At 71.6% G+C, this 25,806-nt stretch carries 17 protein-coding genes; 10 read left to right on the forward strand and 7 right to left on the reverse strand.

The window, feature by feature from the left end; translation table 11 throughout:
• Positions 1-2 precede the first annotated feature (2 nt).
• The 3 genes from AB0I28_RS33605 to AB0I28_RS33615 form a co-directional block, all read right to left on the reverse strand.
• Positions 3-1,592 (reverse strand): alpha/beta hydrolase, encoded by a 1,590-nt coding sequence (locus tag AB0I28_RS33605; RefSeq protein ID WP_357499753.1) that lies wholly within the window; start codon positions 1,590-1,592, stop codon positions 3-5.
• A 9-nt stretch (positions 1,593-1,601) separates the two neighbouring features.
• Positions 1,602-1,919, reverse strand: coding sequence for a hypothetical protein (locus AB0I28_RS33610; protein WP_357499754.1), 318 nt, complete (start codon positions 1,917-1,919; stop codon positions 1,602-1,604).
• Between the two features lie 64 nt (positions 1,920-1,983).
• Entirely contained in the window at positions 1,984-4,110 is a 2,127-nt protein-coding gene (locus AB0I28_RS33615; RefSeq protein WP_357499755.1) for an anthranilate synthase component I, read from the reverse strand.
• Between the two features lie 384 nt (positions 4,111-4,494).
• On the opposite strand from AB0I28_RS33615, the gene AB0I28_RS33620 reads away from it, so the two are divergent.
• The 6 genes from AB0I28_RS33620 to ileS all read left to right on the forward strand — a co-directional run bounded on the left by AB0I28_RS33620 (position 4,495) and on the right by ileS (position 13,902).
• Positions 4,495-6,258: an ABC transporter family substrate-binding protein gene (locus tag AB0I28_RS33620; RefSeq protein WP_357499756.1), complete on the forward strand. Its 1,764-nt coding sequence runs from the start codon at positions 4,495-4,497 to the stop codon at positions 6,256-6,258.
• Positions 6,259-6,339: 81 nt separating this feature from the next.
• The gene (locus AB0I28_RS33625) at positions 6,340-7,368 is read left to right on the forward strand and encodes an ABC transporter permease (protein ID WP_357499757.1); all 1,029 of its coding nucleotides are present in this window, start codon (positions 6,340-6,342) and stop codon (positions 7,366-7,368) included.
• Positions 7,361-8,266: an ABC transporter permease gene (locus AB0I28_RS33630; RefSeq protein WP_357499758.1), complete on the forward strand. Its 906-nt coding sequence runs from the start codon at positions 7,361-7,363 to the stop codon at positions 8,264-8,266. Before AB0I28_RS33625 ends, AB0I28_RS33630 begins: the two co-directional genes overlap by 8 nt.
• On the forward strand, positions 8,263-9,348 hold the full coding sequence (locus tag AB0I28_RS33635) for an ABC transporter ATP-binding protein (RefSeq protein WP_357499759.1): 1,086 nt from the start codon (positions 8,263-8,265) through the stop codon (positions 9,346-9,348). The genes AB0I28_RS33630 and AB0I28_RS33635 overlap by 4 nt, the downstream gene beginning before the upstream one ends.
• Positions 9,345-10,370 (forward strand): oligopeptide/dipeptide ABC transporter ATP-binding protein, encoded by a 1,026-nt coding sequence (locus tag AB0I28_RS33640; RefSeq protein WP_357499760.1) that lies wholly within the window; start codon positions 9,345-9,347, stop codon positions 10,368-10,370. The genes AB0I28_RS33635 and AB0I28_RS33640 overlap by 4 nt, the downstream gene beginning before the upstream one ends.
• 151 nt (positions 10,371-10,521) lie before the next feature.
• Entirely contained in the window at positions 10,522-13,902 is a 3,381-nt protein-coding gene (ileS, locus tag AB0I28_RS33645) for an isoleucine--tRNA ligase (protein WP_357499761.1), read from the forward strand.
• A 67-nt stretch (positions 13,903-13,969) separates the two neighbouring features.
• Here the strand turns inward: ileS and AB0I28_RS33650 are convergent, their stop codons facing one another.
• The 3 genes from AB0I28_RS33650 to eccB form a co-directional block, all read right to left on the reverse strand.
• A complete protein-coding gene (locus AB0I28_RS33650) occupies positions 13,970-14,935 on the reverse strand; it encodes a hypothetical protein (protein ID WP_357499762.1) in 966 nt (321 codons plus the stop codon).
• A gap of 3 nt (positions 14,936-14,938) precedes the next feature.
• The gene (locus tag AB0I28_RS33655) at positions 14,939-15,343 is read right to left on the reverse strand and encodes a hypothetical protein (protein WP_357499763.1); all 405 of its coding nucleotides are present in this window, start codon (positions 15,341-15,343) and stop codon (positions 14,939-14,941) included.
• Between the two features lie 76 nt (positions 15,344-15,419).
• Positions 15,420-16,784, reverse strand: coding sequence for a type VII secretion protein EccB (eccB, locus tag AB0I28_RS33660; RefSeq protein WP_357499764.1), 1,365 nt, complete (start codon positions 16,782-16,784; stop codon positions 15,420-15,422).
• A 175-nt stretch (positions 16,785-16,959) separates the two neighbouring features.
• Here eccB and AB0I28_RS33665 point away from each other — a divergent pair, with 175 nt between their 5' ends.
• From AB0I28_RS33665 to AB0I28_RS33675, 3 genes are all read left to right on the forward strand, one after another.
• Entirely contained in the window at positions 16,960-18,129 is a 1,170-nt protein-coding gene (locus AB0I28_RS33665; RefSeq protein ID WP_357499765.1) for a type VII secretion protein EccE, read from the forward strand.
• A gap of 99 nt (positions 18,130-18,228) precedes the next feature.
• Positions 18,229-18,720, forward strand: a complete 492-nt coding sequence (locus AB0I28_RS33670; RefSeq protein ID WP_357499766.1) for a hypothetical protein — start codon at positions 18,229-18,231, stop codon at positions 18,718-18,720.
• 8 nt (positions 18,721-18,728) lie between these two features.
• Positions 18,729-20,075 (forward strand): hypothetical protein, encoded by a 1,347-nt coding sequence (locus AB0I28_RS33675; RefSeq protein ID WP_357499767.1) that lies wholly within the window; start codon positions 18,729-18,731, stop codon positions 20,073-20,075.
• Positions 20,076-20,153: 78 nt separating this feature from the next.
• On the opposite strand, the gene eccD is transcribed toward AB0I28_RS33675, so the two are convergent.
• The gene (gene eccD, locus AB0I28_RS33680) at positions 20,154-21,563 is read right to left on the reverse strand and encodes a type VII secretion integral membrane protein EccD (RefSeq protein ID WP_357499768.1); all 1,410 of its coding nucleotides are present in this window, start codon (positions 21,561-21,563) and stop codon (positions 20,154-20,156) included.
• A gap of 220 nt (positions 21,564-21,783) precedes the next feature.
• On the opposite strand from eccD, the gene eccCa reads away from it, so the two are divergent.
• A complete protein-coding gene (eccCa, locus tag AB0I28_RS33685) occupies positions 21,784-25,752 on the forward strand; it encodes a type VII secretion protein EccCa (protein ID WP_357499769.1) in 3,969 nt (1,322 codons plus the stop codon).
• Positions 25,753-25,806: the final 54 nt, after the last annotated feature.

Raw genomic sequence — 25,806 nt, forward strand, 5'->3', positions numbered from 1 at the left:
CGTCAGGTGGTGTCCCCCGGAGCGGTCACCTCGTCGTGGCGCCCGGTGATGATCCGGGCGATGTTGTCGCGCGAGACCTGCGTGCTCCAGTAGTCGGAGTGCCCGCCGTCGCCGCTGTCGAAGACGCGGGAGCCGAAGCGGGACGTCTCCGGCGTGGTGCCGTGGACGGGCAGGTCGCCCACCCAGTCGCCGCCGGCGTTGGTCGCCCACACCTTCGGCCCGCCCCGGTAGTCCCCGGCGTCGCCGCCCAGCCCTTGGCCGCCGCCGGGGCTGGCGACGTGCACGAGGTTGTCGATCTTCGTGTCGTACCGGTCGGCGGTGTGCCCGACGGTCGAACCGCCGTAGCTGTGTCCCAGTAGCGTGTTGTTCGACCGGCCGCCGTCGTGGGTGTCGCGCAGGCCGGTCTGGAAGTTCGCCAGATCCTCGGCGCCGCTGCGGAAGTGACCCGGCTGGTTCGCCGCGGCGAGGTCGTCGGGGGCGTCATAGCCCAGCCAGAGGATCGACGAGGTCTTCTTGCCGGGGTCGAGGGCGGCCGCGTCGGTCTGCATGATCGCGGTCCGGTCGATGTCGCTGCCGTCGTCGCCGATGTTGCCGAGGTCGGTGGTGGTCCCCGGCACGTAGGTCACGATGTTGTCGGCCTTGTCCGGATCGCCGACCGCGACGATCGCCTTCCCGTCGCCGGTGGGGTCGATCTTGAGCAGGAAGGTCTTCTCACCACCGCGCGCGTCGACCTCGTCGAGCCTGTTCTCCAGCTTGTCGAGGACCGCGCGCTCCCCGAGCAGCTCCCGCCGCTCCTCGGCGAGCGCGTCCTCGTCGAGGCCGGGCCGGTTGTTCGCCAGTTCCCCGTCGATCTGCCGGACCCGGTCGTCGATGGCCTGCCGGCGGTCGTCGAGCTTGAGCCGGTTGGCGTCGTCGCGGTCCTTGGCGGGCACGCCGTCGAGGTCGCCGATCCTCTCCGGGTACTCGTTCTTCAGCGCCTCGCGTTCGGCCGGGGTGAGGCTCTTCCACCAGGCGTTGACCTCGGCGGGGGTGTCGACGTCGGCGCCGGGCAGTTTGCGGGCCAGGTCGGCGTCGCTCAGGCTCGGCGCGTCGGGCATGCCGACCGAGGCGAGTTTTTCCTTGGCGCGGCTGTCGGCCTCGTTGGCGACCTTCAGCGCTTCGGCGATCTTGGCGGCGACGGCCTCGGTGCCCTTGGCGATCGAGGCCATCCACCCGTCGGACTTGCGCGCCTCGGGCGGGGGATCGGCGACGACCGAGCCGTCGGAGCGGATCACGGCGGGAACGGACGCGGCCATCTCGTGGGCCTGGTCGAGCAGTTTCTTGGCGTGCACGACGCCGGCGGCGAGTTCGGTGAGCGCGTTGCCGACGGCCTCGTAGGCCGAGGTCGCCTGCTCGTAGTCGCGCTGGTGGCCGGCGAAGGCGGTCTGGGCCTCGGCGGCGTCTTGGCCCTGCCACAGTCCGGGCAGCTTCCTGCGCTGCGCCCGGACGTCCTCGGCGAAGCTGTCGAGGTCGCGCGAGATCGAGGCCGCCTTGCTGCCGGCGCCTTCGAGCCGGGCCGGATCGGCGGCCCTGAGCTGTCGGTAGTCCACCATGGACGCCTCCTAGACGGGGGAGGCGTCGCCGAGCGCCTCGCGGGTCTTGGCGAGTTCGCCGCGTACGTACAGGTCGGTGCGCTCGTGGTCGTCGGCGGCTGCGGCCAGCGCGGCGGCCGACTTGACGGTGTTGTCGCCCACGGCGGTGGACTGCCGGTGCAGCTTCTCGGCGACGTCCCGGAAGGCGTCGACGGCGGTGAAGCCCTCGTTGCCCTCGGCGGCGGCGTCGAGGCCGCTCCTGGCGCGGTCGAGGAACTCCCGGACCTCCTCGCCGACCGCGCCGACCTTGCGCGCGCAGTCGCGGACCTCGGCGTAGCGGATCTCCACGGTGCCGCTCCTCTCCTCGCGACCGCAGCCTAACGAAGAGAGGAGCCTTCCCGCTGTCCCGCGATCAGTCCCCGCGCACCAGCCCGAGCACGTTCGCCACGATCTTGTGGCCCGAGCGGCCCGTCGCGGTGAGGATCGACTCGGGGTGGAACTGCACGGCGTAGCGCCGGCGCTCGTGGTCCTCGATGGCCATGACGACGTCGTCGGTCATCGCCGTCGCGGTGAAGCCGCCGCGCACTTGGTCGGCCTTGGCGTGCAGCGAGTGGTAGCGGGCGGCGGTGAACTCGTCGGGCAGACCGGCCAGCAGCCTGCCGCCGAGGACCTTCACCACACCGGGCTTGCCGTGCACCGGTTCGGGCAGCAGGGCGAGCGACCCTCCACTGTGCTCGATCATCGCCTGGAGCCCGAGACACACGCCGAAGTGCGGCAGGCCGCGGGCGTCCAGTTCGGACAGCAGGCCGGCGCAGTCGAAGTCCTTCGGCCGGCCCGGGCCGGGGGACAGGACGACCAGGTCGGGTCGCAGTTCGTCGAGCATCGACGGCGGGAAGCCGTAGCGCAGCGTGGTGACCTCGGCGGCGTGCTGGCGGAAGTAGTCGGCGAGGGTGTTGACGAAGGAGTCCTGGTGATCGACGAGCAGGACCTTCCGCCCGGCGCCGGCGGGCTCGACGACCGTCACCGGGGCCGACTTCTCCGCCGGGGTGCCCACCGACTCCAGCAGAGCGCGGGCCTTGAGGTGCGTCTCGCGCTCCTCGGACTCGGGGTCGGAGTCGTAGAGCAGCGTCGCGCCGGCCCGCACCGTCGCCAGACCGTCGCGGATCTGCGCGGTCCGCAGGGTCAGGCCGGTGTTGGCCGTCCCGTCGAAGCCCAGATACCCCACCGCGCCGCCGTACCAGCGCCTCGGCGTCGCCTCGTGCTCCTCGATGAACTGCATCGCCCACGTCTTCGGCGCGCCGGTGACCGTCACCGCCCACGTGTGGGTCAAGAAGGCGTCGAGCGCGTCGAACTCCGGCCGCAGCGTCCCCTCGACATGGTCGACGGTGTGGATCAGCCGCGAGTACATCTCGATCTGGCGCCGCCCGATCACCCGCACACTGCCCGGCACGCACACGCGCGACTTGTCGTTGCGGTCGACGTCGGTGCACATCGTCAGCTCCGACTCCTCCTTCGCCGAACCGATCAGCTCGGCGATCCGCACGGCGTCTTCGAGGGGGTCGGCGCCGCGCCGGATCGTTCCCGCGATCGGGCAGGTCTCCACCCGGCGCTTGCCGGGCTCCCCGCTGACCCGCACGTACATCTCCGGCGAGGCGCCCACCAGGTACTCGCCCTCGCCGAGGTTGAAGAAGAACTCGTAGGGGGCGGGATTGGCCGCCGTCAGCCGCTCGTAGAAGGCCGCCGGGGAGTCGCAGGCGGCGTGCATCGTGTGGCTCGGGGTCACCTCGAACAGGTCGCCCTGGAAGAAGCGGTCGCGTGCTTTGCGGACGACCTCGGCGTAGACGCCGGGCGTCGGCGCGGGCGGGATCACGGCGGCAGCGGTGTACGGGGTCGCCTCGGCGGTGCGGGCAAGGCCGACGGTCGACTCGCCGTCGACCTCGAACTCGTAGCGGTGGACGTGGGCGCGCTCGCGCTTGCGGTCGACGACGTAGATCTCGTCGGGCAGGTGGAGGACGAGGTCGCGGTCGCCGGGCGTGCGGTCGAGGACGGTCCGGATCGGCTCGAACTGGAAGGACAGGTCGTAGCCGAAGGCGCCGTAGAAGCCGAGGTGGGGATCGGTTCCGCCCATCGCGGCCATCATCGCGCGCAGGGCGGTGAAGACCGTCGGGCGCCGGGTGCGCAGCTCCTCGCTGACGACCTCGTCGGTGTCGGGGACGTGAACGGTGAGGTGCTCCGGCTCGTCGGCGACGACCTGCCCGCAGGGCAGGACCGCCCGGCGCAGCAAGGGGAGCACGACCAGCCCGCGCGCGTTGAGCGCCCGGACGGTCAGCGTGCGCCCGCGCGCGACGACCTCGACGCAGGGGTTGAGATAGGCCAGGTTCCAGCGGCTGTAGCGGCCGGGATACTCCATCCCCGAACTCAGCACGCCGCCACGGCCGTTCTCCACGGCCGCCACGATCTCCGGGAGCCCGTCGGGGTCGAACTCCTCGGTTCGCCTCAGCACGCGCGCGCCACCGGCGGTCAACTCTTCACTCGTCATGCCACTGCCCTCGGTTAGCTCGTCACCAGCTTGAAAAACCGCCGGAGAGCCCGGGCCGCCCAATGAAGAAGCGACCGCCCATCACCCCGGCGGTCGCGTACGACTACATGCGAAATCCACGCCGCCTGTCAGCGGCGCCACCAGCATCGATGGGTCTCGGGTCGCATGGCGGCGACTTTAGCACGGACCGCTCGGACGCGTGATGGCGAGGTGTCTCATCCCGATAACGGACATATGACGATACGGTCTCGACCTTTTGGGCCCTCGCGCATCCACGGCAATCTATGCCACCGTATGGTCACCGCGGCGACGCGCCGCGCCAACACCGGGTGCACTCCGTGATCGAAGCCGATCATCGAGTGCTCGGCCATCGAAGGAGCGTCCATGCTTCTGAATCGAAAGCGCCCGTTACCCCGACGCCCGCTCACCGGCGTCCTCGCCGCGGTCGCGTTACTGGTCCTGGCCTCCTGCGCCGGCTCCGAGGACGACTCCGGAACCGGACAGGGCCTCCAGGACTGCGCGGCCGACGTCAACTCCTGCAACTCCGGCGAACGCGCCGACGGCGGAGAGATCGTCTGGGCCATCAGCAACGGCTGGGAGGAATGGAACAACACCACCTCCAGCGGCAACTCCGTCTACCTCAACCAGGTCCTGCACGGCGTCTTCCCGCTCACCGGGCGCTTCGAGCCCGACGCGACCTGGAAGTGGAGCCGCGACCTGCTCGCCGCCGAACCGGTCCTCGTCAGCGAGGAGCCCCAGGCATGGCAGTACGAGATCCGCCCCGAGGCGGTCTGGGACGACGGGACGCCCATCGGCCTCGACGACTTCACCTGGTACTGGTACGCCCTCTCCGGCGACGACGCCCTCTGCGCCGAGTGCACACCGGCCGCCACCACCTACGGCGGCCAGGTCGCCTCGATCACCGAGACCGAGAAGGGCACGGTCACCATCACGCTCAAGCCCGGGGAGAAGAACCCCGAATGGCGCTCGGCGGCCGCGCTGTCCTACCCCGCGCACGTCGCCGCCGGCGCCGGCTTCGACTGGAAGAACGACCCCGCGCAGATGGCGGCCTCGATGGAGTACTTCTCCGAGACCGTCCCCGCCTGGTCGGGCGGGCCCTACCGGATCGACACCGCCGTGGTCGGCGAGCAGGTCGTCAAGGTCCCCAACGACAAGTGGTACGGCGAGATCGAGCCGACCCTCGACAAGCTCATCGTGAAGGTCGTCTCCGACACGCGCTCGCTGCTGCCCGGGATCGAGAACGGCGAACTCGACGGCGCCGCGCCGGCCGCGCTCGACGCCGACGTCGCCGAACAGGCCGGCGCGGTCGAGGGACTGCACAGCGCGCTCAGCGGCGGGCCCAGCTGGGAACACGTGGACGTCAACGTGCACAACAAGTGGCTCGCCGACGTCCGATTGCGCACGGCGATCTTCACCGCGATCGATGTGGCCGACGTCAACGCCCGCACCTACGGGCAGGTCACCGACAAGGTGGAGCGGCGGCTCAACCACCTCTTCAAGGCGTCCAGTCCGTACTTCGAGGACAAGATCACCGCGACCGGGCAGGGCAGCGGTGACGTCGAGAAGGCCAAGGAGATCCTGACCGCCGCCGGCTACACCCTCGCCGACGGGAAGCTCACCAAGGACGGCCAGACCGTCGGGCCGTTTCGCTTCCGGACCCTCGACGGGCACCCGATGCGCCAGATCACCGCCGAGCTGGTGCAGTCCTACCTCGCCGAACTCGGCATCGAGATCGTCCTCGACCCGATCGCCGCCGACAAGCTCGGCAGCGCGCTGTCCGAACGCGACTTCGACATGGTGCTGTTCGGCTGGAGCGGCACGCCGGAGTTCAGCACCGCCCCCAAGCAGTTCTGGGGGAGCGCCTCGGCGAGCAACTTCGGCGGCAACGACAACGCCTCGATCGACGACGTGATCGCCACGATCCGGCAGACGGTCGACCCCGCCGAGGCGGCCGCGCGCACGAACGAGGCCATCGCGAAGGTCGTCGCCGACGCCTACATCCTGCCGCTGGTCACGACTCCGGCGATGGTGCTCGTCTCCGACGACTACGTCAACATCCGCGACACGGCGGCCTCGCCGCTGCGGTCGGTCTACAACCACGAGGAGTGGGGCCTGGCGGCCCAGTAGGCACTTGACCGTCCCGCCCGGATCCCCGCCCGCCCGCGGGAATCCGGGCGGCCCGACCGGCCGCAGTGGAGGTTCCCCACGATGTACGCCTACGTCGCCCGCCGGCTGCTGCTGGCGATCCCGATCCTCATCACCGCGTCGATGCTGGCCTTCACCCTCGTCGACCTGAGCGGCGACCCGATCGCCGACCTGATCTTGCGCCTCCAGCAGTCCACCGCGGACGGCAGCGTGCCGCAGGCGACCATCGACGCCGAGCGCGAGCGCCTCTACCTCGACCGGTCCATGCCCGAGCGGTACTGGCTGTGGCTGACCGGCATCGGCGGCAACGGCGACATCGGCCTCCTGCAAGGGGAGTGGGGGCCGTCGGTGCGCGCCGAGAACCACGACATCGGCGGCGAGATCGGCTCGCGCTTCCTGGTGACCTTCCGGCTGGTGCTCATCGCCGTGTTCATGGCCATCGGCCTGGCGATCGTCACCGGGGTGATCAGCGCCGTGCGGCAGTACCGCAAGACCGACTACGTCTTGACCTTCGTGGGCTTCCTCGCCCTGGCCATGCCGACGTTCTGGCTGGCGGCGCTGATCAAGGAGACCGGGATCTGGGTCAACAAGCGGGTCGGGTCGACGCTGTTCTACACCATCGGCGCGACCTCGCCCGACACCCGCGATCTCAGCTTCGCCGAAAACGCCGGCGACGTCGCCGGCCACCTGATCCTGCCGACGCTGGCGCTCATGCTGACCGGATACGCCGCGGCCAGCCGCTACCAGCGCTCGGCGATGCTCGACGTGCTCAACAGCGACTACATCCGGCTCGCCCGCGCCAAAGGCCTGCGCAACGGCGTGGTCATGCGCCGCCACGCGCTGCGGACCGCGCTGATCCCCATCGCGACCTTCGCTCCGCTGGCCATCGCCGGCGCCTTCAGCGGCGTGGTCATCGTCGAGTTCATCTTCAACTGGCGCGGCCTGGGCACCTATCTGCTGGAGTCGATCGTCAACAACGACTCCTACGCGGTCATGGGCTGGCTGGTGCTGGCCGGGACGCTCGTCGTGTGCGCCAACCTCGTCGCCGACCTGCTCTACGCCGCCCTCGACCCGAGGATCCGCTATGCATGACCTGGCCGCGCCCACATTGGACACCGAACCGGCCGGCGCCGAACGCGGCCAGGGGCGGCTGGTCCTGCGCCGCTTCCTGCGCCACCGGCTGGCAGTGGCCAGTCTCGTCGTCTTCGTCCTGGTGGTGCTCTTCGCCTTCGCCGGGCCGCTGCTGTGGAAGTGGGACCACCTGCTGCACCGCGAGATCCCGAGCCTCGCCCCGCCCGGCGCCGAGCATCCCTTCGGCACCACCAGGGCCGGCAACGACGTGCTCGCGCAGGTCATGCGCGGCACGCAGCAGTCGCTGAAGGTCGCGCTCACCGTCGCGGTCCTGGCCACCGGGATCGGCTCGGTCTGGGGCGCGGTCGCCGGCTTCTACCGGGGCTGGATCGACACGGTCATGATGCGGATCGTCGACGTCGTCTTCGTCATCCCGTTCCTCGCCGTGGCGGCCTCCCTGTCGGGCGCGGTGCGCGGCGGCGTCACCTGGTTCCACATCGCGGTGATCCTCGGCCTCGTCGGCTGGATGGGCACCGCGCGGGTCGTGCGGGCGATGGTGCTCTCCGTGCGTGAGCAGGAGTTCATCGAGGCGGCGCGGGCCGTCGGCGCCTCCGACCTGCGCATCATCTTCCGGCATCTGGTGCCCAACACCACCGGCGTCATCATCGTCGCGGCCACCCTGGAGATCGCCACCGCGATCCTCGCCGAGGCCGGTCTGTCCTTCGTGGGCCTGGGCATCCAGCCTCCCGACACCTCGCTCGGGCTGCTGATCAGCTCGGCGACCTCGGCGGCCTTCACCCGGCCGTGGCTCTTCTACTTCCCGGGGGTGTTCATCATCCTGATCTGCCTCACCGTCAACTTCATCGGCGACGGACTCCGCGACGCCCTCGATCCGCGCCAGACCATGGTGCGCCGATGAACATCGACATGGACTCCATCCATCCCGCTCCCCGCGACGCGACCGTCCTCGACGTCACCGACCTCGCCGTCACCTTCCCCAGCGACGACGGCCCGGTGAGCGCGGTGCGCGGGGTGACCTACCGGGTCCGGCGCGGCGAGTCCGTCGGCATCGTCGGGGAGTCCGGCTCGGGCAAGACCGTCACCTCGCTGGCCGCGATGGGCCTGCTGCCCCGCACCGCCCGGGCCACCGGCTCGGTGCGGCTGCTCGGGCAGGAGATCCTCGGCCTCGACGACGCCGGGCTCAGCGCCGTGCGCGGCAACCGGATCGCGATGATCTTCCAGGACCCGCTGACCTCCCTCAACCCGGTCTACACGGTCGGCTACCAGCTGGCCGAGGCCGTGCTGGTGCACAACGACGTCGGCCGGGAGGCGGCCCTCGACCGCGCGGTCGAACTCCTCGACGTGGTCGGCATCCCCAACCCCCGCCGCCAGATCCACGTCTACCCGCACGAACTGTCCGGCGGGATGCGGCAGCGGATCGTCATCGCCATCGCCATGGCCAACAATCCCGACGTCATCATCGCCGACGAGCCCACCACCGCCCTCGACGTCACCGTCCAGGCGCAGGTGCTGGAGGCGCTGGAGACCGCGCGCGCCGAGACCGGCGCCGCGCTCGTGCTCATCACCCACGACCTCGGCGTGATCGCCGGGCACGTCGACCGGGTCGTGGTCATGTACGCCGGGAAGATGGTCGAGGGCGGCGGGGTCGACGAGATCTTCTACGCGCCCCGGATGCCCTACACGCTCGGCCTGCTGGGCAGCCTTCCGCGACTCGACCGCGCCAGGCACCACCGGCTCACGCCGATCCTGGGCGCGCCGCCGTCGATGGTGAACCTCCCGCCCGGCTGCCCCTTCGCGCCCCGCTGCCCGATGGCCGAGCAGCGCTGCCGCGACGAGGAACCCGAACTGCGCTACGTCGACGGCGGTCCGCGCACGGCGGCCTGCCACTTCGCCGAACGCCTCGCCGGAACCGCGCCCGCCGACCTGTTCGCGCCCGTGGCGTCCGACCCGGGCGCGCCGTCCACAAGGGAGTCACCGTGAGCGAGCTGGTCGTCCCGCCGATCCTCTCGGCGCGCCACCTGGTCAAGCACTTCCCGGTGCGCGGCAAGGGGATGCTGCGGCGCAAGGTCGGCGAGGTGCACGCCGTCTGCGACGTGTCGCTGGACATCCGGGCCGAGCAGACCCTGGCCCTGGTCGGGGAGTCCGGCTGCGGGAAGTCGACCACCGCGCGGCTGCTGCTCAACCTGATCCGCCCGACCTCGGGCGAGGTCCGCTACCAGGGCCGCGACATCACCCGCCTGTCCCGGCGCCGCATGCGGCCGCTGCGCGCCGACCTCCAGCTGGTGTTCCAGGACCCTTTCGCCTCACTGGATCCGCGGATGACGGTCTTCGAGATCATCGCCGAGCCGCTGCGGGTCCACGGCCGCTTCTCCTACGGCGGCAGGGAGGCGGTGCGCGAACTCATGGCCACCGTCGGACTCAACCCCGAGCACCGCAACCGCTACCCGCACGAGTTCTCCGGCGGGCAGCGGCAGCGCATCGGCGTCGCCCGGGCGCTGGCGCTGCGCCCCAAGGTCCTCGTGCTCGACGAGCCGGTCTCGGCGCTCGACGTGTCGATCCAGGCCGGCGTGATCAACCTCCTCGAAGACCTCCAGGACGAGCTCGGTCTGGCCTACCTCTTCGTCTCCCACGACCTGTCGGTGGTGCGCCACATCGCCGACCGGGTCGCGGTGATGTACCTCGGCCGGATCGTGGAGACCGGCGAGGTCGGCGCGGTCTTCGAGTCACCGGCCCACCCGTACACCCAGGCGCTGCTGTCGGCGATCCCCGTTCCCGACCCGCGACGCGAGCGCAGGCGCCGCCGGGTCCTGCTCGCCGGGGACGTGCCCAGCGCCGCCGACCCGCCCTCGGGCTGCCGCTTCCGCAGCCGCTGCCCGAAGTTCGCGCGGGAGCTGTCGACGATCCAGCGCGCCAAGTGCGTCGGGAAGGTGCCCGAGCTGCGGCACCGGTTCAGCGCGACCGAGGCGGCCTGCCATTACGCCAGCGTGTCGACGGTGCTGTGAGCACCGAAAAGCAGGCGGCGGCGGGCCGGTGACCTGGCTACACTTGCCCCAGCACGGCTATGACCCGGCCATCACCGGTGAGCCTCCGGCAGAACAGGCGCCGCACGCGCCCCAGTAGATCCGGACGGGTGCGGCCCGTCACAGCCGTCGAATGAGCGGGCGTCTCCCCACCGGGGCGGCGCCAAGCGAGGTGGTACCGCGGGCCCCGGCTCGTCCTCGCACCGGAACGCCAGGTGTGAGAGCGAAGGAGCCGGTCGTGGCCTATCCGAAGGACGACCCGACGCGGGGGGTGCCCGCGAGTCCCAAACTGCCCGAGGTCGAGCAGCGAATCCTGGACTTCTGGGACGGCGACGGGACGTTCCAGGCGTCGATCGACCGCCGTCCCTCCGGGCCGGGCGGGAGCAACGAGTTCGTCGTCTACGACGGCCCGCCCTTCGCCAACGGCCTGCCCCATTACGGGCATCTGCTCACCGGCTACATCAAGGACGTCGTCCCGCGCTACCAGACCATGCGGGGAAGGCGGGTCGAGCGCCGATTCGGCTGGGACTGCCACGGCCTGCCCGCCGAGGTCGAGGCCGAGAAGCAGCTGGGAATCTCCACCAAGGCCGAGATCCTCCAACTCGGGCTCGGCAGGTTCAACGAGGCCGTGCGCGAGTCGGTGTTCCGCTACACCGGCGAGTGGGAGCGCTACGTCACCCGCCAGGCCCGCTGGGTCGACTTCGGCAACGACTACAAGACCCTCGACCTGGATTACATGGAAAGCGTCATGTGGGCCTTCAAGACCCTCCACGACAAGGGCCTCGTCTACCAGGGCTACCGGGTGCTGGCCTACTGCTGGCGGTGCGAGACGCCGCTGAGCAACACCGAGACCCGCATGGACGACGTCTACCGCGATCGCACCGACCCGGCGCTGACGGTCGGCTTCGAACTGGAGACCGGCGAGCGGCTGCTGGTGTGGACGACCACGCCGTGGACGCTGCCGTCGAACCTCGCCGCAGCCGTCGGTCCCGACCTGGACTACCTCGTCGTGGAGCTGGAAGGCCGCCGCTACGTCGTCGGCAAGTCCCGCCTGGCCGCCTACGAGAAAGAGCTGGGCGAGGCGAGCGTCGTCGCCGAGCTCAAGGGCCGCGACCTCGTCGGGCGCCGCTACACGCCGCTGTTCGACTTCCTCGCCGACACCCCCAACGCCTTCCAGGTCATCGGCGCCGACTTCGTGTCCGATGAGGACGGTACGGGCGTGGTGCACATGGCGCCCGCCTTCGGCGAGGACGACCAGAACGCGTGCGCCTCGGTGGGCATCCCGACGGTCATGACCGTCGACGAGCACACCCGCTTCACCGCGCTGGTCCCGCCGTACCAGGGGATGCAGGTCTTCGACGCCAACAAGCCGATCGTCCGCGAACTCAAGGAACGCGGCGTCGTGCTGCGCCACGAGGGCTACACGCACTCCTACCCGCACTGCTGGCGCTGCGACACGCCGCTGGTCTACAAGGCCGTGTCCAGCTGGTTCGTGGCGGTCGGTGAGTTCCGCGACCGGATGGTGGAGCTCAACCAGGACATCGCCTGGACACCGGAGCACATCAAGGACGGTCAGTTCGGCAAGTGGCTCGAAGGCGCCCGCGACTGGTCGATCTCGCGCAACCGCTTCTGGGGCTCGCCGATCCCGGTGTGGGTCTCCGACGACCCGGCCTACCCGCGCGTCGACGTCTACGGCTCCCTCGACGAGCTGGAGGCGGACTTCGGGGAGCTTGCGACCCGAAGCGGAATGCAGGGTGGGGAGCTTGCGACCCGAAGCGGAATGCAGGGTGGGGAGCTTGCGACCCGAAGCGGAATGCAGGGTGGGGAGCTTGCGACCCGAAGCGGCGAGCAGAGCAAGGTGCGGCCGGCCGACCTGCACCGGCCGATGATCGACGAGCTGACCCGCCCCAACCCCGACGACCCCACCGGCCGCTCGACGATGCGGCGGGTCCCCGAGGTCCTCGACTGCTGGTTCGAGTCGGGCTCGATGCCCTTCGCCCAGGTTCACTACCCCTTCGAAAACCGCGAGTGGTTCGAGCAGCACTACCCGGGCGACTTCATCGTCGAGTACACACCGCAGACGCGCGGCTGGTTCTACACGATGCACGTGCTGGCCACGGCCCTGTTCGACCGGCCGGCCTTCCGCAACAGCGTCGTGCACGGCACCCTGCTCGGCGACGACGGCCGCAAGATGTCGAAGAGCCTGCGCAACTACCCCGACGTCTACGAGGTCTTCGACTCCTACGGCGCCGACGCGATGCGCTGGCTGCTGATCTCCTCGCCGGTCGTGCGCGGCGGGGACATGGTCGTCAGCGAGGCCGGGATCCGCGACGCGGTACGCCAGGTGCTCCTTCCACTGTGGAACGTCTGGTACTTCTTCGGCCTCTACGCCAACGCCGAGGGCCACGACGCCACCCCGGCTTCGGCCCGGGAGGGCGCACTGGCCTCCGAGCACCTGCTGGACCACTACATCCTCGCCAAGACCGACGGCCTCGTCGCCGAGGTCACCGCGTCGATGGACGTGTTCGACCTGTCGGGCGCGGCGCAGTCGCTGCGATCCTTCCTCGACGCGCTCACCAACTGGTACGTGCGCCGCTCCCGCGACCGCTTCTGGCAGGGCGACCGCCGCGCCTTCGACGTGCTGGCAACGGTTCTGGAGACGGTGTGCCGGGTCGCCGCGCCACTGCTGCCGCTGCTCACCGAGGACGTCTGGCGCGGACTGACCGGCGGCCGGTCGGTGCACCTGACCGACTGGCCGCAGCCCGGTGAGCTGCGCCCGGCGAACGCCGACGGCGACCTGGTGTCCGCCATGGACGCCGTACGCGAGGTGTGCTCGGCGGCGCTCTCCCTGCGCAAGTCGACCCGCCTGCGGGTCCGCCTCCCGCTCGCCTCGCTCACCGTGGCCACCCCGGACGCCGAGCGCCTTCGGCCCTTCGCCGAACTCATCGCCGACGAGGTCAACGTCAAGTCGGTGGAGTTCACCGCCGACCTGTCGGAGTACTCCGAGCGCACCCTCGCCCTGATCCCGCGTGCCCTCGGCCCGCGGCTGGGCAAGGACGTCCAGCGGGTCATCAAGTCCGTCAAGGCAGGCGACTGGTCCGTCGCCGACGGCGTGGTCACCGCCGGCGGAGTCGAGCTGCGGGAAGGGGAGTACGAGCTGACGCGCGTCGTCAAGGCCGCCGAACGCACCGCCTCCCTGCCCGGTGAGACCGGAGTCGTCGTCCTCGACACCGTCGTCACCGCGGAACTGGCCGCCGAGGGCCTTGCCCGCGACGTGGTCCGCGTCGTGCAGACCGCCCGCCGCGAAGCCGGCCTCGACGTCTCCGACCGCATCACGCTGACCGCCGACCTGCCCGCCGAGGTGCGCGCGGCCGTCGAGACGCACCGTGACTTCCTCACCGGTGAGACCCTCACCGCGAGCCTGGAGTTCGGTGCGCTGCCCGACGAGGCCTTCACCGGCGAGGTCGGCGACGGCGTGGCGGTGCGGGTGGCGGTGTCGCGAGCCGACGCCTAACGGGAGATCCACCGACGAAGGTGCCCCGGATCGGCCTCGATCCGGGGCACCTGTTCGTCGAGGGCCCTCAGGCCCGGCGGTCCACGACCGGCGCCGGGGTTCCCTCGGCACCGCCCCACACCATCTCGTCCTCGGTCAGCCACGTGCGGTTGCCCTCGGGCTCGTCCTCCTCGTGGGCGTGCTGCCGTGGAGCGGCACCCCCGAACAGACCGCCGCCGGAACGTCCCGCACCCGTGGCGGCCGGCGTCGGGGCCCTTCCGGGCGTGACCGCCGAACTCAGGCCGGTCACCGCGACCCCGGGCGAGAAGCCCGGCGCTCCACCGGCGCCCATGCCCATGCCCAGACCGACCGGCGCGGGAGCCGGCGCGGCGGGCGCCGCACCCGCCAGGCCCGTCTCGAAATTCCCGTTGTCGTAACCGATCTCGGGCACGTACGGGACCGGCGCGACCGGAGCCGGCGGGAGCGGCGGAGCCGACTCCGGCGGCGGGCCCGCGTCCTCCAGCGGCGGCGGGACACCCTCGTACGGATCGGCGACGTCGATCGGCGCGTCCTCGACGTGGTCGTCATCGCCGGGCAGGTTCGCCGGAGCCTTCGCCGGCGTCTTCCAGTACTTCGACGCGCTCGCCTGGTACCTGCCGCCGAGCTCGCCCAGAAGTTTCGCCAGCTCCTTGCGCACCTTCTCCTTCTCCTTGGCGTTCTTGGGCGGCGGGTTCGTCAGCGCCTCGGCCCTGGCCTTGTAGGAGGCGCCGTCGGCGGCCATCTCGGCCATGCCGTCGCCCATCTCGCTCTCGTCCTCGGCGAGCTTGGCGCAGAACTCGCCGATCTCGTCCATGTACGCGCCGAAGGCCCCGGCGGCCGAGCCCTTCCAGTCGTGGGCGAGCGCGGCCAGCCGTTTGGCCAGGATGGTCCCGACGTCGCCGGTCTTGCCCTGCGCCTGGTTCCACGAGCCGGAGCTGGCGCGGACGGGCGCGGGGTCGATCGAGGCGAAGGCCGCGACGAGTTCGTCGTAGGACATCGCGTCATAGGAGCCCATCGCTTACGCCTCCTTCGGTCCGTGGCCGGCGATCATGCCGGGCCGGTCGGTGGCGCCGACCGCGCCGGTCGTCGGGGTGAGGGTCGCCAGGAATGAGTTCATGTTGGTCTTGGCGACGTTGTCGGACTCCTCGTAGTCGACGATGACCTGGGCGGTGGCGCGTTCGGACGCCCGCAGCGCGGCCAGCAGCCGCTTGAGCCGCGCCATGTGCTCGGCGCGCAGCCGGGCGTGCTCGGCGGCGACGGTGACGGCGTCGGCGAACTTTCCGAGTCCCGGCGCGTTGGTGCTGTGCACCGAGCCGTGCGCCGACGTCTGGAGCGCCTGTAGTCGCTCGAAGATCTGCATGAACTCTTCGAGCGCGTCGATGTTGACGTCGATGACGCCGTCGCCCGAAACGGGACCCATCATGTGCTTCCTCCCATGTGACGAGGAGTGTCGGCGCCAGGATAGAACAAAGTGGACGGACCCGATGCCCCTTAGTCGATCATGGACCGGCTTGCCCGATCGGAGCCAGTGCGGGCCCCGAGGGGATCAGGTCGAGGTAGGAGGAGAACACCGCGACCGGCTCGGTCTCGCCGTATCCCAGCAGCGCCACGGCTTCCGGGGCGAGCGCGAACCGGCGGCCGCCGGCGATCAGGTAGAGCGGGCCGCCGGAGTTGCCGCTCGCGGTGATGGAGCGCGCCAGAACCGCCGCCCCGCCGTCCATCCACACGTACTCGGCGCTCTTCGTCACGGCGTCGGTGGGCACCGGCGCGGGCACCGGCTGGTCGATCGTCCCCGACACCGGCGAGTGGACCTGTGCGGAGAAGGCCGTCCCGTTCGGCGTGACCGCACCGGTGTAGGCGCCGCACACCGCGATGTCGTCCCGGTCGACGGCCACCGCGACCGGCACCGACTGCGGGAAGTCCGGCGGTTCGACGCCCTCGGTGCTCAGGTTGGCGGTGACCTCCTCGGGCGGCAGCCGCGGGCCGGAGTTCTCGTCCCAGCCGAGCAGTTCGGCCGCGAGCCGCCCGATCACGTGCAATCCGGCCGCGTCGAGCACGTAGTAGCGCTCCTCGACCTTGAACACCTCGCCGATCACGCGCGGTTCACCGCCGAGGGTCCGCGCCTCACCGCCGGCGCCGCCGACCGCCATCTCCAGCCGGGGTCCGCGTTCGATCGCGTTGAGCAGCAGTGGAGTGACCTCGACGGCGTCGGTGCGGGCCATGCTCATCGCCGGGAGGTTCCGGTCGGGTTCGGGGACCTCGTGCAGGCGGTCGTTCCACAGCAGGAAGTACGAACCCGAGGCCAGCAGCGGCACCGCCTGCCCGGACAGGTCGGCCGCCGCGTCGAGCGCAGCGCCGATCACCACGCGCGTGGCGAGCTTCGTGGAGTCCTGTGGATCCACCGCGCTGCACACCTGCCAGGGCAGGCCGACCAGGGACTTCGGGTCGGGCACCGCGTCGGGCGCGCCCTCGATGCCGACCGGGTTGTCGCGCGGGGTCCCTTCGAGCGACTTCCGGTGCACCGACACGATCGGCGGTTTCGGCTGGCCGGCGAACAGCCGCGCCGAGGCGAAGTTCAGCGTCGGGTAGAGCCTGCCCTGGCTGTAGACGTAACTGGCCCCGGTCTCCTCCTCCAGCACGATCGTCCCGTCCTTCTGCCAGGACGTCGCGCCACCGGGGAAGAGGATCCCGACCACCCAGAACCCCACGGCCAGGAGCACCCCGGCCATGACCCCGCCGAGGATCGAAAGACCCATCCGCCGCATCGGCAGATCGAGCGACTCCGGGTTGGCGCTGAGCATCGCCGAGACGATCCGCCGGATCACGAATCGCTGCGCCTGCACCTGTTCTCGTCTGGTCCGCACGGCGGGCCGCTCCCTCAAAACGATGGGACAACTTCGTGCGGAACTTACCGCTAACGTGACGCCCACGTGGTCCCCCGCGAACGCGGTCGACCTCCTTCGACGTGCCCGTCCGCCGCCCGGCCGACGGGTCCCGTCGCCCCATCCAGTTCCCTGTGACCGCAAAGGATCTCGGCAGATGGCGAGCACTTCGCAGAGTCCGGTCAGGGTCGGCGTGTTCACCGCCGCGCAGCTCATCGTGCTCGAACTCGCCTGCGCCGGGGTGCTGCTGGCGAGCGCGCTTCCCCGCGAGTGGTTCATCGCCTCGGCGGCGGTCGCCGTCCTCATCCTGGCGGTCACCTTCGGACGCGGCGGAGGCCGCTGGTGGTACTCGTCGGTCACGGTATGGCAACGATTGCGGAGCCGGCGGCGCGTCGACGGGCGCATGGCGGCCGCCGCCGAACCGACGACGGTGGCGCCCGACGGCGTCGCCGACTTCGGCCCCCGCCCGCGCCTGGCGACCATCACCGAACGCGGCGGCGATCTCGGCGTCGCCTTCGACGGATCGGGCTGGTACTCGGCGATGGCGGTCGAGACCGCCGAGGCGCAGGCGGCGGTGTTCGAGGTGCTGGCCGGGGTCCTCTCGCACAGCGGCGCGCCGGTGTCGAGCCTCCAGATGCTGACCCAGACGGTGCCCGCGCCCAGCACCGGCCTCGACCACGACGTCCTGTGCGCCCAGTCCTACCGGGAGCTCCTCGACGGGCACCAGACGGTCGCCCACCGCGAGAGCTGGTGCGTGGTGCGGCTCGACGTGCGCGACGCCGCCCCGGTCGCCGCCGGTCGCGGGGGAGGCGAGCGCGGTGTCCACCGGGCGCTGACCTCGGCGGTCAGCCGCCTGACGAAGGGCGGCGAAGGGCTCGGCGTGCGGCTGCGACCGCTCGGCGAGGCCGAGCTGGCGCGCTCGCTGCGGCAGTCGATCGGCGGTGAGACGGTCGCGGCGGCCGTCGCCGACGATGTCGCCGAGCACTGGGACACCTGGCGCACGGGCACCCTGAGCCAGGTCACCTACGCCCTCCACGGACGCGTCGCCGAGCCCCTGCTGATCCGTCGACTGTGGACCTCGGTGACCGAGCTGCCCGCCGACTTCACCACGGTCTCGGTGAACATGCGCCGGCTCAGCGAGCGGCGCGGCGACCACCGCCTCAACGTCCAGTGCCTGGTGCGGCTGGCCGCCGACGAGGAGCAGATCGAGGAGCTGTGCGCCCGGCTGGTCGAACTGGCCCGGATGTACCGCGTCCGGTTGCGCCGCTGCGACGGCGAGCAGGGGCCGGCGGTCTACGCCTCGGCGCTGACCGGGAGCGGCTGGTGAACATCGCCGAGGCCACCGACCACATGGGGCGCAGGCTCGGCGAGCGGACCGCCGGCCCGGTGAGCCGGCACGAGGATTCTGTGAGAACCGGAGGCGAGAATGCCGATTCCCGAGGAAGAGCCCACGACCGGGCCCGATGGCAGGCCGGTGTCGACCGCCGGTGAGAAGTTCATCGCGCACAACGGTCCCGAGGCCTTCGAGCAGCTGGGCGCCAGGGCGAACAGCATCAAGTGGGACCTGGAGGGCCGCAACGTCAAGCAGCCGCTGGAAGCCGTCAAGGGCAACGTGTTCGGTGTCAGCGGTGCCATCGGCCCCGCATCCGGCGGCCCGGGCGCGGCGCCGAAGGACGGCCGCAACGGCGGCATGTTCGGCGAGGTCGACATGGGCGACCGGCTCATGGCCCGGCTGGGACGGTCGATGACCACGCTCTACGCCGACCTGCAGAAGGTCTGGCAGTCGGCCGACTACCTGGGCGCGACGCTCCCCGAGGTCGGCCGGGAGTACGCCGCCTCCGAGAAGGTCAACGAGGGTCTCGTCGCGAAGGTGCAGACCCTGCTGGACGCCAATCCCGACCCGAGCAAGGGGAGGTAGGAGACCCGATGTCCGGATACACCTGGGAAGACCTGGTCTGGCAGATCCTCGTCAAGGGCGAACCGGAGAAGATCCGCGCGACCGCGACCGAGCTGGTGAAGCTCCAGGGCGGTCTCGACCAGGCCGGTCGCGACGCGCTGAGCATGAGCGCCGACAGCAGGCCCGGCACGAAGTCGGGGACGGGCTGGAACGGCAAGGCCGGCGACGCCTTCCGCGACTACACACGGGTGAAGACGGCCGACCCGCTGATGGACCGCTCGACGGCGGTGAGCCCGGTGGTCGGCGCGCTCGAAGCGGCGGCGGGCGCGCTCGGCGACGCGCAGGGGAAGATGCCGCTGCCGCTGTTGGGCGCCCCCGCGGGTCGGGCGACCGGCGGGAGCGGCGACTACAAGCCCGCCGCCCGCGCCCACATCGCCGAGAACGACGCCTTCGGCTGCTACCTGTCCTGGAACCCGATGCCCGAGGGCGCGTCCCCGATCTACGTACCGGGCAGGGACGCCCGCGAGAAGCTGGGAACCGACGTCGAGGCACTGGTCGGCCAGTGGTACTCGGCGGGGCAGCGCGGCGCGGAGGCCGTCGCGCGAAAGCTCGACAGCGAGTACCGCGAGGTCGAGCCGAAGCTGGAGATCAAGCCGCACCAGCCGCAGGACGTCTCGGCGGCCGACGACGAAGCCGGCAAGTCGGGCGACGGCGGCGGCGGCGGAGATGACGGCAGGGCCGGCGGCGGTGACGAGCCCGGCGGCAAGACCGGCGGCGGTCCCGAGGACACCAAGCCCAAGGACCCCGAGAAGGAAGGCCCGCCGGCGGACACCGGACCGGAGACGAAACCCGAGACCGAGCCGGAGACCAAGCCCGAGCAGCCGCCCGGGGAGGGCGAGCCGCAACAGCCGCCGGGGGAGGGCGAACCCGAGCAGCCCCCGGGGGAGCAGGAGCCCGAGCAGCCGCCGGTCGAGGGCGGACCCGACCCGTACGAGCCCGAACCCTACGAGCCGGATCCCTACAACCCCGACCCCTACAAGCCTCCGGAGACCGGCCTCGCCGGAGCCGGCGCGGGTGGTGGCGGCCTCGGCGGAGGAGGCGGCGGATTCGGGGGCGGCGGCGCCGGTCTGGGCGCCCCGACGGCCGCCGGCACGGGACTGGCCGCCCCCGGAGGCGCGATGGCCGGGCCGGGGCTCATGGCCGTCGGCGGCGCGGGCGCTGCCGGTGGAGGACGCGGGATGGGCGGCTTCATGCCCGGCGTCGGCCACGGCGGACAGGGCGGCGGTGGCGGCCAGGACAGCGAGACCTGGCTGACCGAGGACGACGACCCCTGGCACAGCGACGAGAACACCGCGCCACCGGTCGTCGGACTCTAGCCCGCAAAGCGGTCACGGCCACAGTGGACATGAAAGGGCCGCCCGGGCACGAGCCGGGCGGCCCTTTCGCGTTCGTCTTCAGCCGGGCAGGATCCGCAGCGTCCAGTACACGTCCCACACCCACAACGCGAGCGGGATCACGCCGACGATGAGGATGATCTCGACGATGTCGAGCGCGCGGCCCCAGCTCGGCGAGACGCGCTTGCCCGCCACGCTCAGCGCGTAGGTCAGCGCGATCATCGCCAGCGCGAACAGCCCGCCGAGGACGACCAGCAGCCGCTGGGACCCCGACCACGAGGTCGCCATCGCGGCCACCGCGAGGGACCCGAAACCGACCGTTCCGGCCAGCAGCAGGGGAAGCCGCTGCCGGATCGTGAGGAACACCCGCGCCCTGGCCATCACCACCAGCGCCAGCCAGCCGGTCAGGACCGCGCCCGGCACCGTCGCGTCCAGCGGCATCAGGACCGCGGCGACCGCGACGATCACCGCGACGGCCCCGAGCAGACCGGTCAGGTGCTCGTCGGCGCGCTCGCTGCGCCGCAGCGCCTGCTCGCCGTCGACGGTCTCGTTGTCGGTGCGCAGCTGCTGCGGGGAGGTCGGCACGGTCGGCATCGGCAGGCGCGCCATGCGGTACGCCGTCATCGGCAGCGCGGGCATGAAGGCCAGGGACACCGCCGCCACCGCCGCCGCCGCGCGTCCGCCGGTGACCGTGTCGTCGGGCAGGAAGGCGCACAGGGCCGCCCCGACGGTCAGCGCCACACCGCAGACCGCGGCCGGGTGGAATATCGGCGTCGAGCGGGGCACGGCGATCCCGCCGACCACCGCGAACACGGTGAACACCGTCCCGGCGGTGAGCAGATGGGGCGCGGCGAGCGTGCCCAGCGAGCGGCCGTCGGCCAGCAGCAGCGCGCCGCCGCAGAAGCCGTAGGCCAGCGCGACCAAGCCGAAGACCGTCGCGGCCCTGGTGCTGCCGAGCGCGCGCGACATGACCACCGAGGCCAGCAGCAGCGCCACCCCGACGGCCAGGGAGGTCCACAGCGCGACAGCGCCACCGGTCGTCAGCGCCGCCGCGGCGCCGCCGAGCAGCGCGACGGTGCCCAGCGCGATCCCGAAGACCCGCGAGGTCGCCGGCTGCCAGCGCCCGGCCCGCTCGCCGGCGGCGGTGGCCACGGCGTCGATGACGTCGTCGAAGACCATCTCCGGCCCGCTCTGGCTGTACGGGGAGAGGAACAGCTCCTCACCGTCCACAATGCCCAGCTGCCTCGGCGAGAGGTCCGGGTTGAGCGGGGCCTTGCCCAGCCTGGCGAGGACCCAGCCGCCCTTGGCCGCGCCGGCGTCGGCGAGGTCGATGGCGTCGGGGCCCCCGGAGGCGTAGTGCAGCAGGTCCTGCTGCAACTCCGCCAGCGGGACGTGACTGGGCAGGGCGATGTCCATCCGGGTGTGCGGGGCGACGATGGTGACCCTGCACAACTCGCTGGTGACCGTCATGGCGACTTCTCCTCTGAGCGCACGCGCGGGAGGAGCCTACCGAGCCGGACACCGTTCCCGCTGTCCCTCGAAGCGCGGCCCGGCGGCCCGCTCAGGACCGGATTCGGCTGCCCCCATGGAAAGCGCGCCAAGCCCTACGATGCAGGCATCCCCACCCCCATTCGGTTCCCCGAACTGTCCTCGGCGGCACCGTCGTCCGCGTCTGATGAGCAGGGTCGAAATGAGTACAGTCGTGTTCACCCGGCCGCCCCGCCCCCAGGGCCCGCCCATGCCCGACGGCGAACTGGTCCTTGAGCCGCCGCCCGACCTGCCGGTCCCGGTGCCGCGCAGCGTCGCCCAGATCCTCATGCTGCTGCCGATGATCGCCGGCGTCGCGGCGATGATGGTCCTCTACAGCGGCCGCAACCGCGGCGTGCTCACCCTCGTCGTCGGCGGCCTCTTCGGCCTGTCCATGGTCGGCATGTTCATGGGCTCCTTCATGGGCGGCGGATCGGGCGACCGCAAGGCCGAGCAGACCGCCCAGCGCCGCGACTACATGCGCTACCTCGCCCAGGCCCGCCGCCGCATCCGGCGCGCCGCGGCGCAGCAGCGCAGGTCCATCCAGTGGCGGCACCCGGCACCCGCCGCGTTGTGGACGATGGTCAACTCCTCGCGGCTGTGGGAGCGCAGGCACACCGACCCCGACTTCGTCGAGGTCCGTCTGGCCGTGGGGACACAGCGCATGTCGGTCGGCATCACCACACCCGAGACGAAGCCGGTCGAGGACCTCGAACCCATGAGCGCGCTGGCGCTGCGGCGCTTCGTGCGCGCCCACTCGACCCTGCCGAACATGCCGATGGCCCTGCAACTGCGGGCTTTCCGGCGCGTCGCCGTCCGCGGCGAACGCGCCCACTCCGACGGACTGCTGCGCTCTCTGCTCTGCCAGGCCGCGACCTTCCACTCACCGGAGGACCTGCGCATCGCCGTGGTCGCCGCGCCCGAGCGGATGGCCCGCTGGGACTGGGTGAAATGGCTCCCGCACACCCAGCTCGACGCGCTCCCCGACGCCGCCGGGCCCCGGCGCCTCATCGTCGACACCATGGGCGAACTGGAGGGCCTGCTCGCCGACGAGCTGTCCGACCGTGCGCGCGGCGGGGTCGACCAGGGCGGTTTCGCCGAGACCCCGCACGTGATCGTCATCCTCGACGGCGGCGACGTCGACGCCGACTGCGACCTCGCCGGTCCGGGGCTGGCCGGCGTCACGGTCTTCGACCTGTCGGGCATGGTCCCGCGGCACGCCGGCAACTGGCTGCTGCGCCTCGACGTCACCGACACGGCGCTCGACATGTACTTCGCCGGCCGCAAGACGCCCCTGGGCAGCCCCGACGCCTTCAGCGAGGTGCAGGCGGCCGCGATCGCGCGGCGGCTGTCGCGCTACCGGCCCTCGGCGGTGACCAGCGCCAGCGAGCCGCTCGCGGTGTCGGCCGAGCTACCGGAGCTGCTGGGCGTCGGCGATGTCGGCGTCCTGGAACCGGCCGCGATCTGGCGGCCGAACCGTCCCACGGCCGACCGGCTGAGCATCCCGCTGGGCCTCGATCCCCAGGGCGCCAAGATCTTCCTGGACCTCAAGGAGGCCGCGCAGGGCGGCATGGGCCCGCACGGCCTGATCATCGGCGCCACCGGATCCGGCAAGTCGGAGCTGCTGCGCACGATCGTCTCGGCACTGGCGATCACCCACTCGTCGGAAGAACTCAACTTCGTCCTGGTCGACTTCAAGGGCGGCGCGACCTTCGCGACCCTGGATCGCCTGCCCCACACCAGCGCGGTCATCACCAACCTTGAGGACGAACTGCCCCTTGTGGACAGGATGGCCGACGCCATCAGCGGCGAGATGACGCGTCGCCAGGAACTGCTGCGGGCGGCGGGAAACTATGTCTCGCAGCGCGACTACGAGAAGGCCCGGCGAGCCGGTGCGGAGCTGAGCCCGCTGCCGAGTCTGCTGATCGTGTGCGACGAGTTCTCCGAGCTGCTGTCGGCCAAACCCGAGTTCATCGAGCTGTTCGTGATGATCGGCCGGCTCGGCCGCTCCCTCGGCGTCCACCTCCTGCTCGCCTCGCAGCGCCTCGAAGAGGGCCGCCTGCGCGGACTCGACTCGCACCTGTCGTACCGAATCGGTCTGCGGACCTTCTCGGCGATGGAGAGCCGCGTGGTGCTCGGTGTCGCCGACGCCTACGAACTGCCGCAGGCTCCGGGTCACGGCTACCTGAAGATCGACACCTCCACGATGCTTCGCTTCCGCAGCGCCTACGTCTCCGGTATCTACCGGGGAGTGCGCACCGGGTCGGGCGGCCCCGGCGCGGGCGGCGAGCGCATGGTGCCCTTCCACCCCGGCCACATGCCGCTTCCCGAGGCGCCGCCCCAGGTCGAGTCGGCGCCCGACGACGAGCCGGACAACCCCGACGACATCGTGAAGAACTCGATGCTCGCGGTGATCACCAACCGCCTCGCCGGTCAGGGCCCGCCGGCCCACCAGGTGTGGCTGCCGCCGCTGTCGGAGTCCCCGGCGCTGTCGGACCTGTACCCCGACCTGCGCGCCGACGCCGACCGCGGGCTGAGTCCGGCCGGCTGGACGGGCCACGGGCGCCTCGACGTGCCCCTGGGCATCGTCGACCGCCCCTTCGAACAGCGGCGGGACCTGCTCACCGTCGAGCTGTCCGGAGCCGGTGGCAACATCGTCGTCGTCGGCGGGACCCAGTCCGGCAAGAGCACGCTGCTGCGGACGCTGGTGTGCTCGCTGGCGCTGACGCACACCCCGCGGCAGGTGCAGTTCTACTGCATCGACCTCGGCGGCGGGACCCTGCGCGGCCTCGAACGGCTGCCGCACGTGGGCGGTGTCGCCGGGCGGCGCGATCTCAACAAGATGCGGCGCACGGTCGCGGAGATGTCGGCGCTGCTCGACGAGCGCGAGGGCCTGTTCGCCGAGCACGGCATCGACTCCATGGCCGCCTACCGCCGCCGCAAGGCCGCCGGCGAGTTCGCCGAGGACCCTTTCGGCGACGCCTTCCTCATCGTCGACGGGTGGACCAGCGTCCGCTCGGACTTCGAGGAGCTGATCGACGACGTCACCGCCATCGCCCAGCGCGGTCTCGGCTACGGCGTGCACCTGGTGCTGGCCACCAACCGGTGGACCGACATGCGCCCGGCGCTGCGGGATCTGCTGGGCACCAAGCTGGAACTGCGCCTGGGCGACCCCTCGGAGTCGGAGATCGACCGCCGCTCGGCCTGGAACGTGCCCGAGCGCGCCGCCGGGCGCGGCCTCACGCCCGACAAGATGCAGATGCTGACGGCCCTGCCGCGCGTCGACAGCCGCTCGACGAGCGAGGACCTCGCCGACGGCGTGCAGGACCTGGTCGCGCGCGTGGCGACGGCGTGGACCGGTGCGCCCGCCCCGGCGGTGCGGCTGCTGCCGGCCCGCTTCCCGGTCGCCGACATCCCGCCGGACCCGGGCAGCCCGCTGATCCCCTTCGCCATCAACGAGAGCCACCTCGCGCCGGTCGCCCTCGACTTCGCCACCGAACCGCACTTCCTGGTCTTCGGCGACGGAGAGTCGGGCAAGACGAACCTGCTGCGCACCATCGCCGGGCAGCTCGTCACGCGGTACGGGCCGAGGGACGTGCGCCTGCTGGTCGTCGACTACCGCCGTTCGCTGCTCGGCGAGATCGACGACGACCGGCTCACCGGCTACGTGGCCACCGCCAGTACCGCCGACGAGCTGCTCAGCGGCGTGCACGGGGCCTTCAAGCAGCGCCTTCCCGGGCCGGACGTGACGCCCGAGCAGTTGCGGGCGCGCAGCTGGTGGACCGGACCGGAGATGTTCGTCTTCGTCGACGACTACGACCTGGTCGCCGGCGGTTCGCCGAACCCGGTGCACCGCTTGCTGGAGTTGCTGCCGCAGGCGCGCGACGTCGGCCTGCACCTGATCCTCGCGCGCCGCTCCGGCGGTGCCGCGCGGGGCCTGTACGACCCGGTGATCCAGCGCCTGCGGGAGATCCAGACGCCGGGCATCGTGATGTCGGGGAGCCGGGACGAGGGGACCCTGCTGGGCAACGTCCGGCCGAGCCAGCAGCCGCCCGGCCGCGGGGTCCTGGTGCGCCGCAGCGGAACCGGTCTGGTGCAGATCGCGTGGACTCCGCCGAGGCACGAGCAGTGACCGCCGCGACCCGCGAAGTCGACGCCGCGAGCCCCTCACCTGCGGTTTCGACGG

It is taken from the genome of Phytomonospora sp. NPDC050363, from assembly GCF_040655735.1.
GTDB lineage: Bacteria > Actinomycetota > Actinomycetes > Mycobacteriales > Micromonosporaceae > Phytomonospora.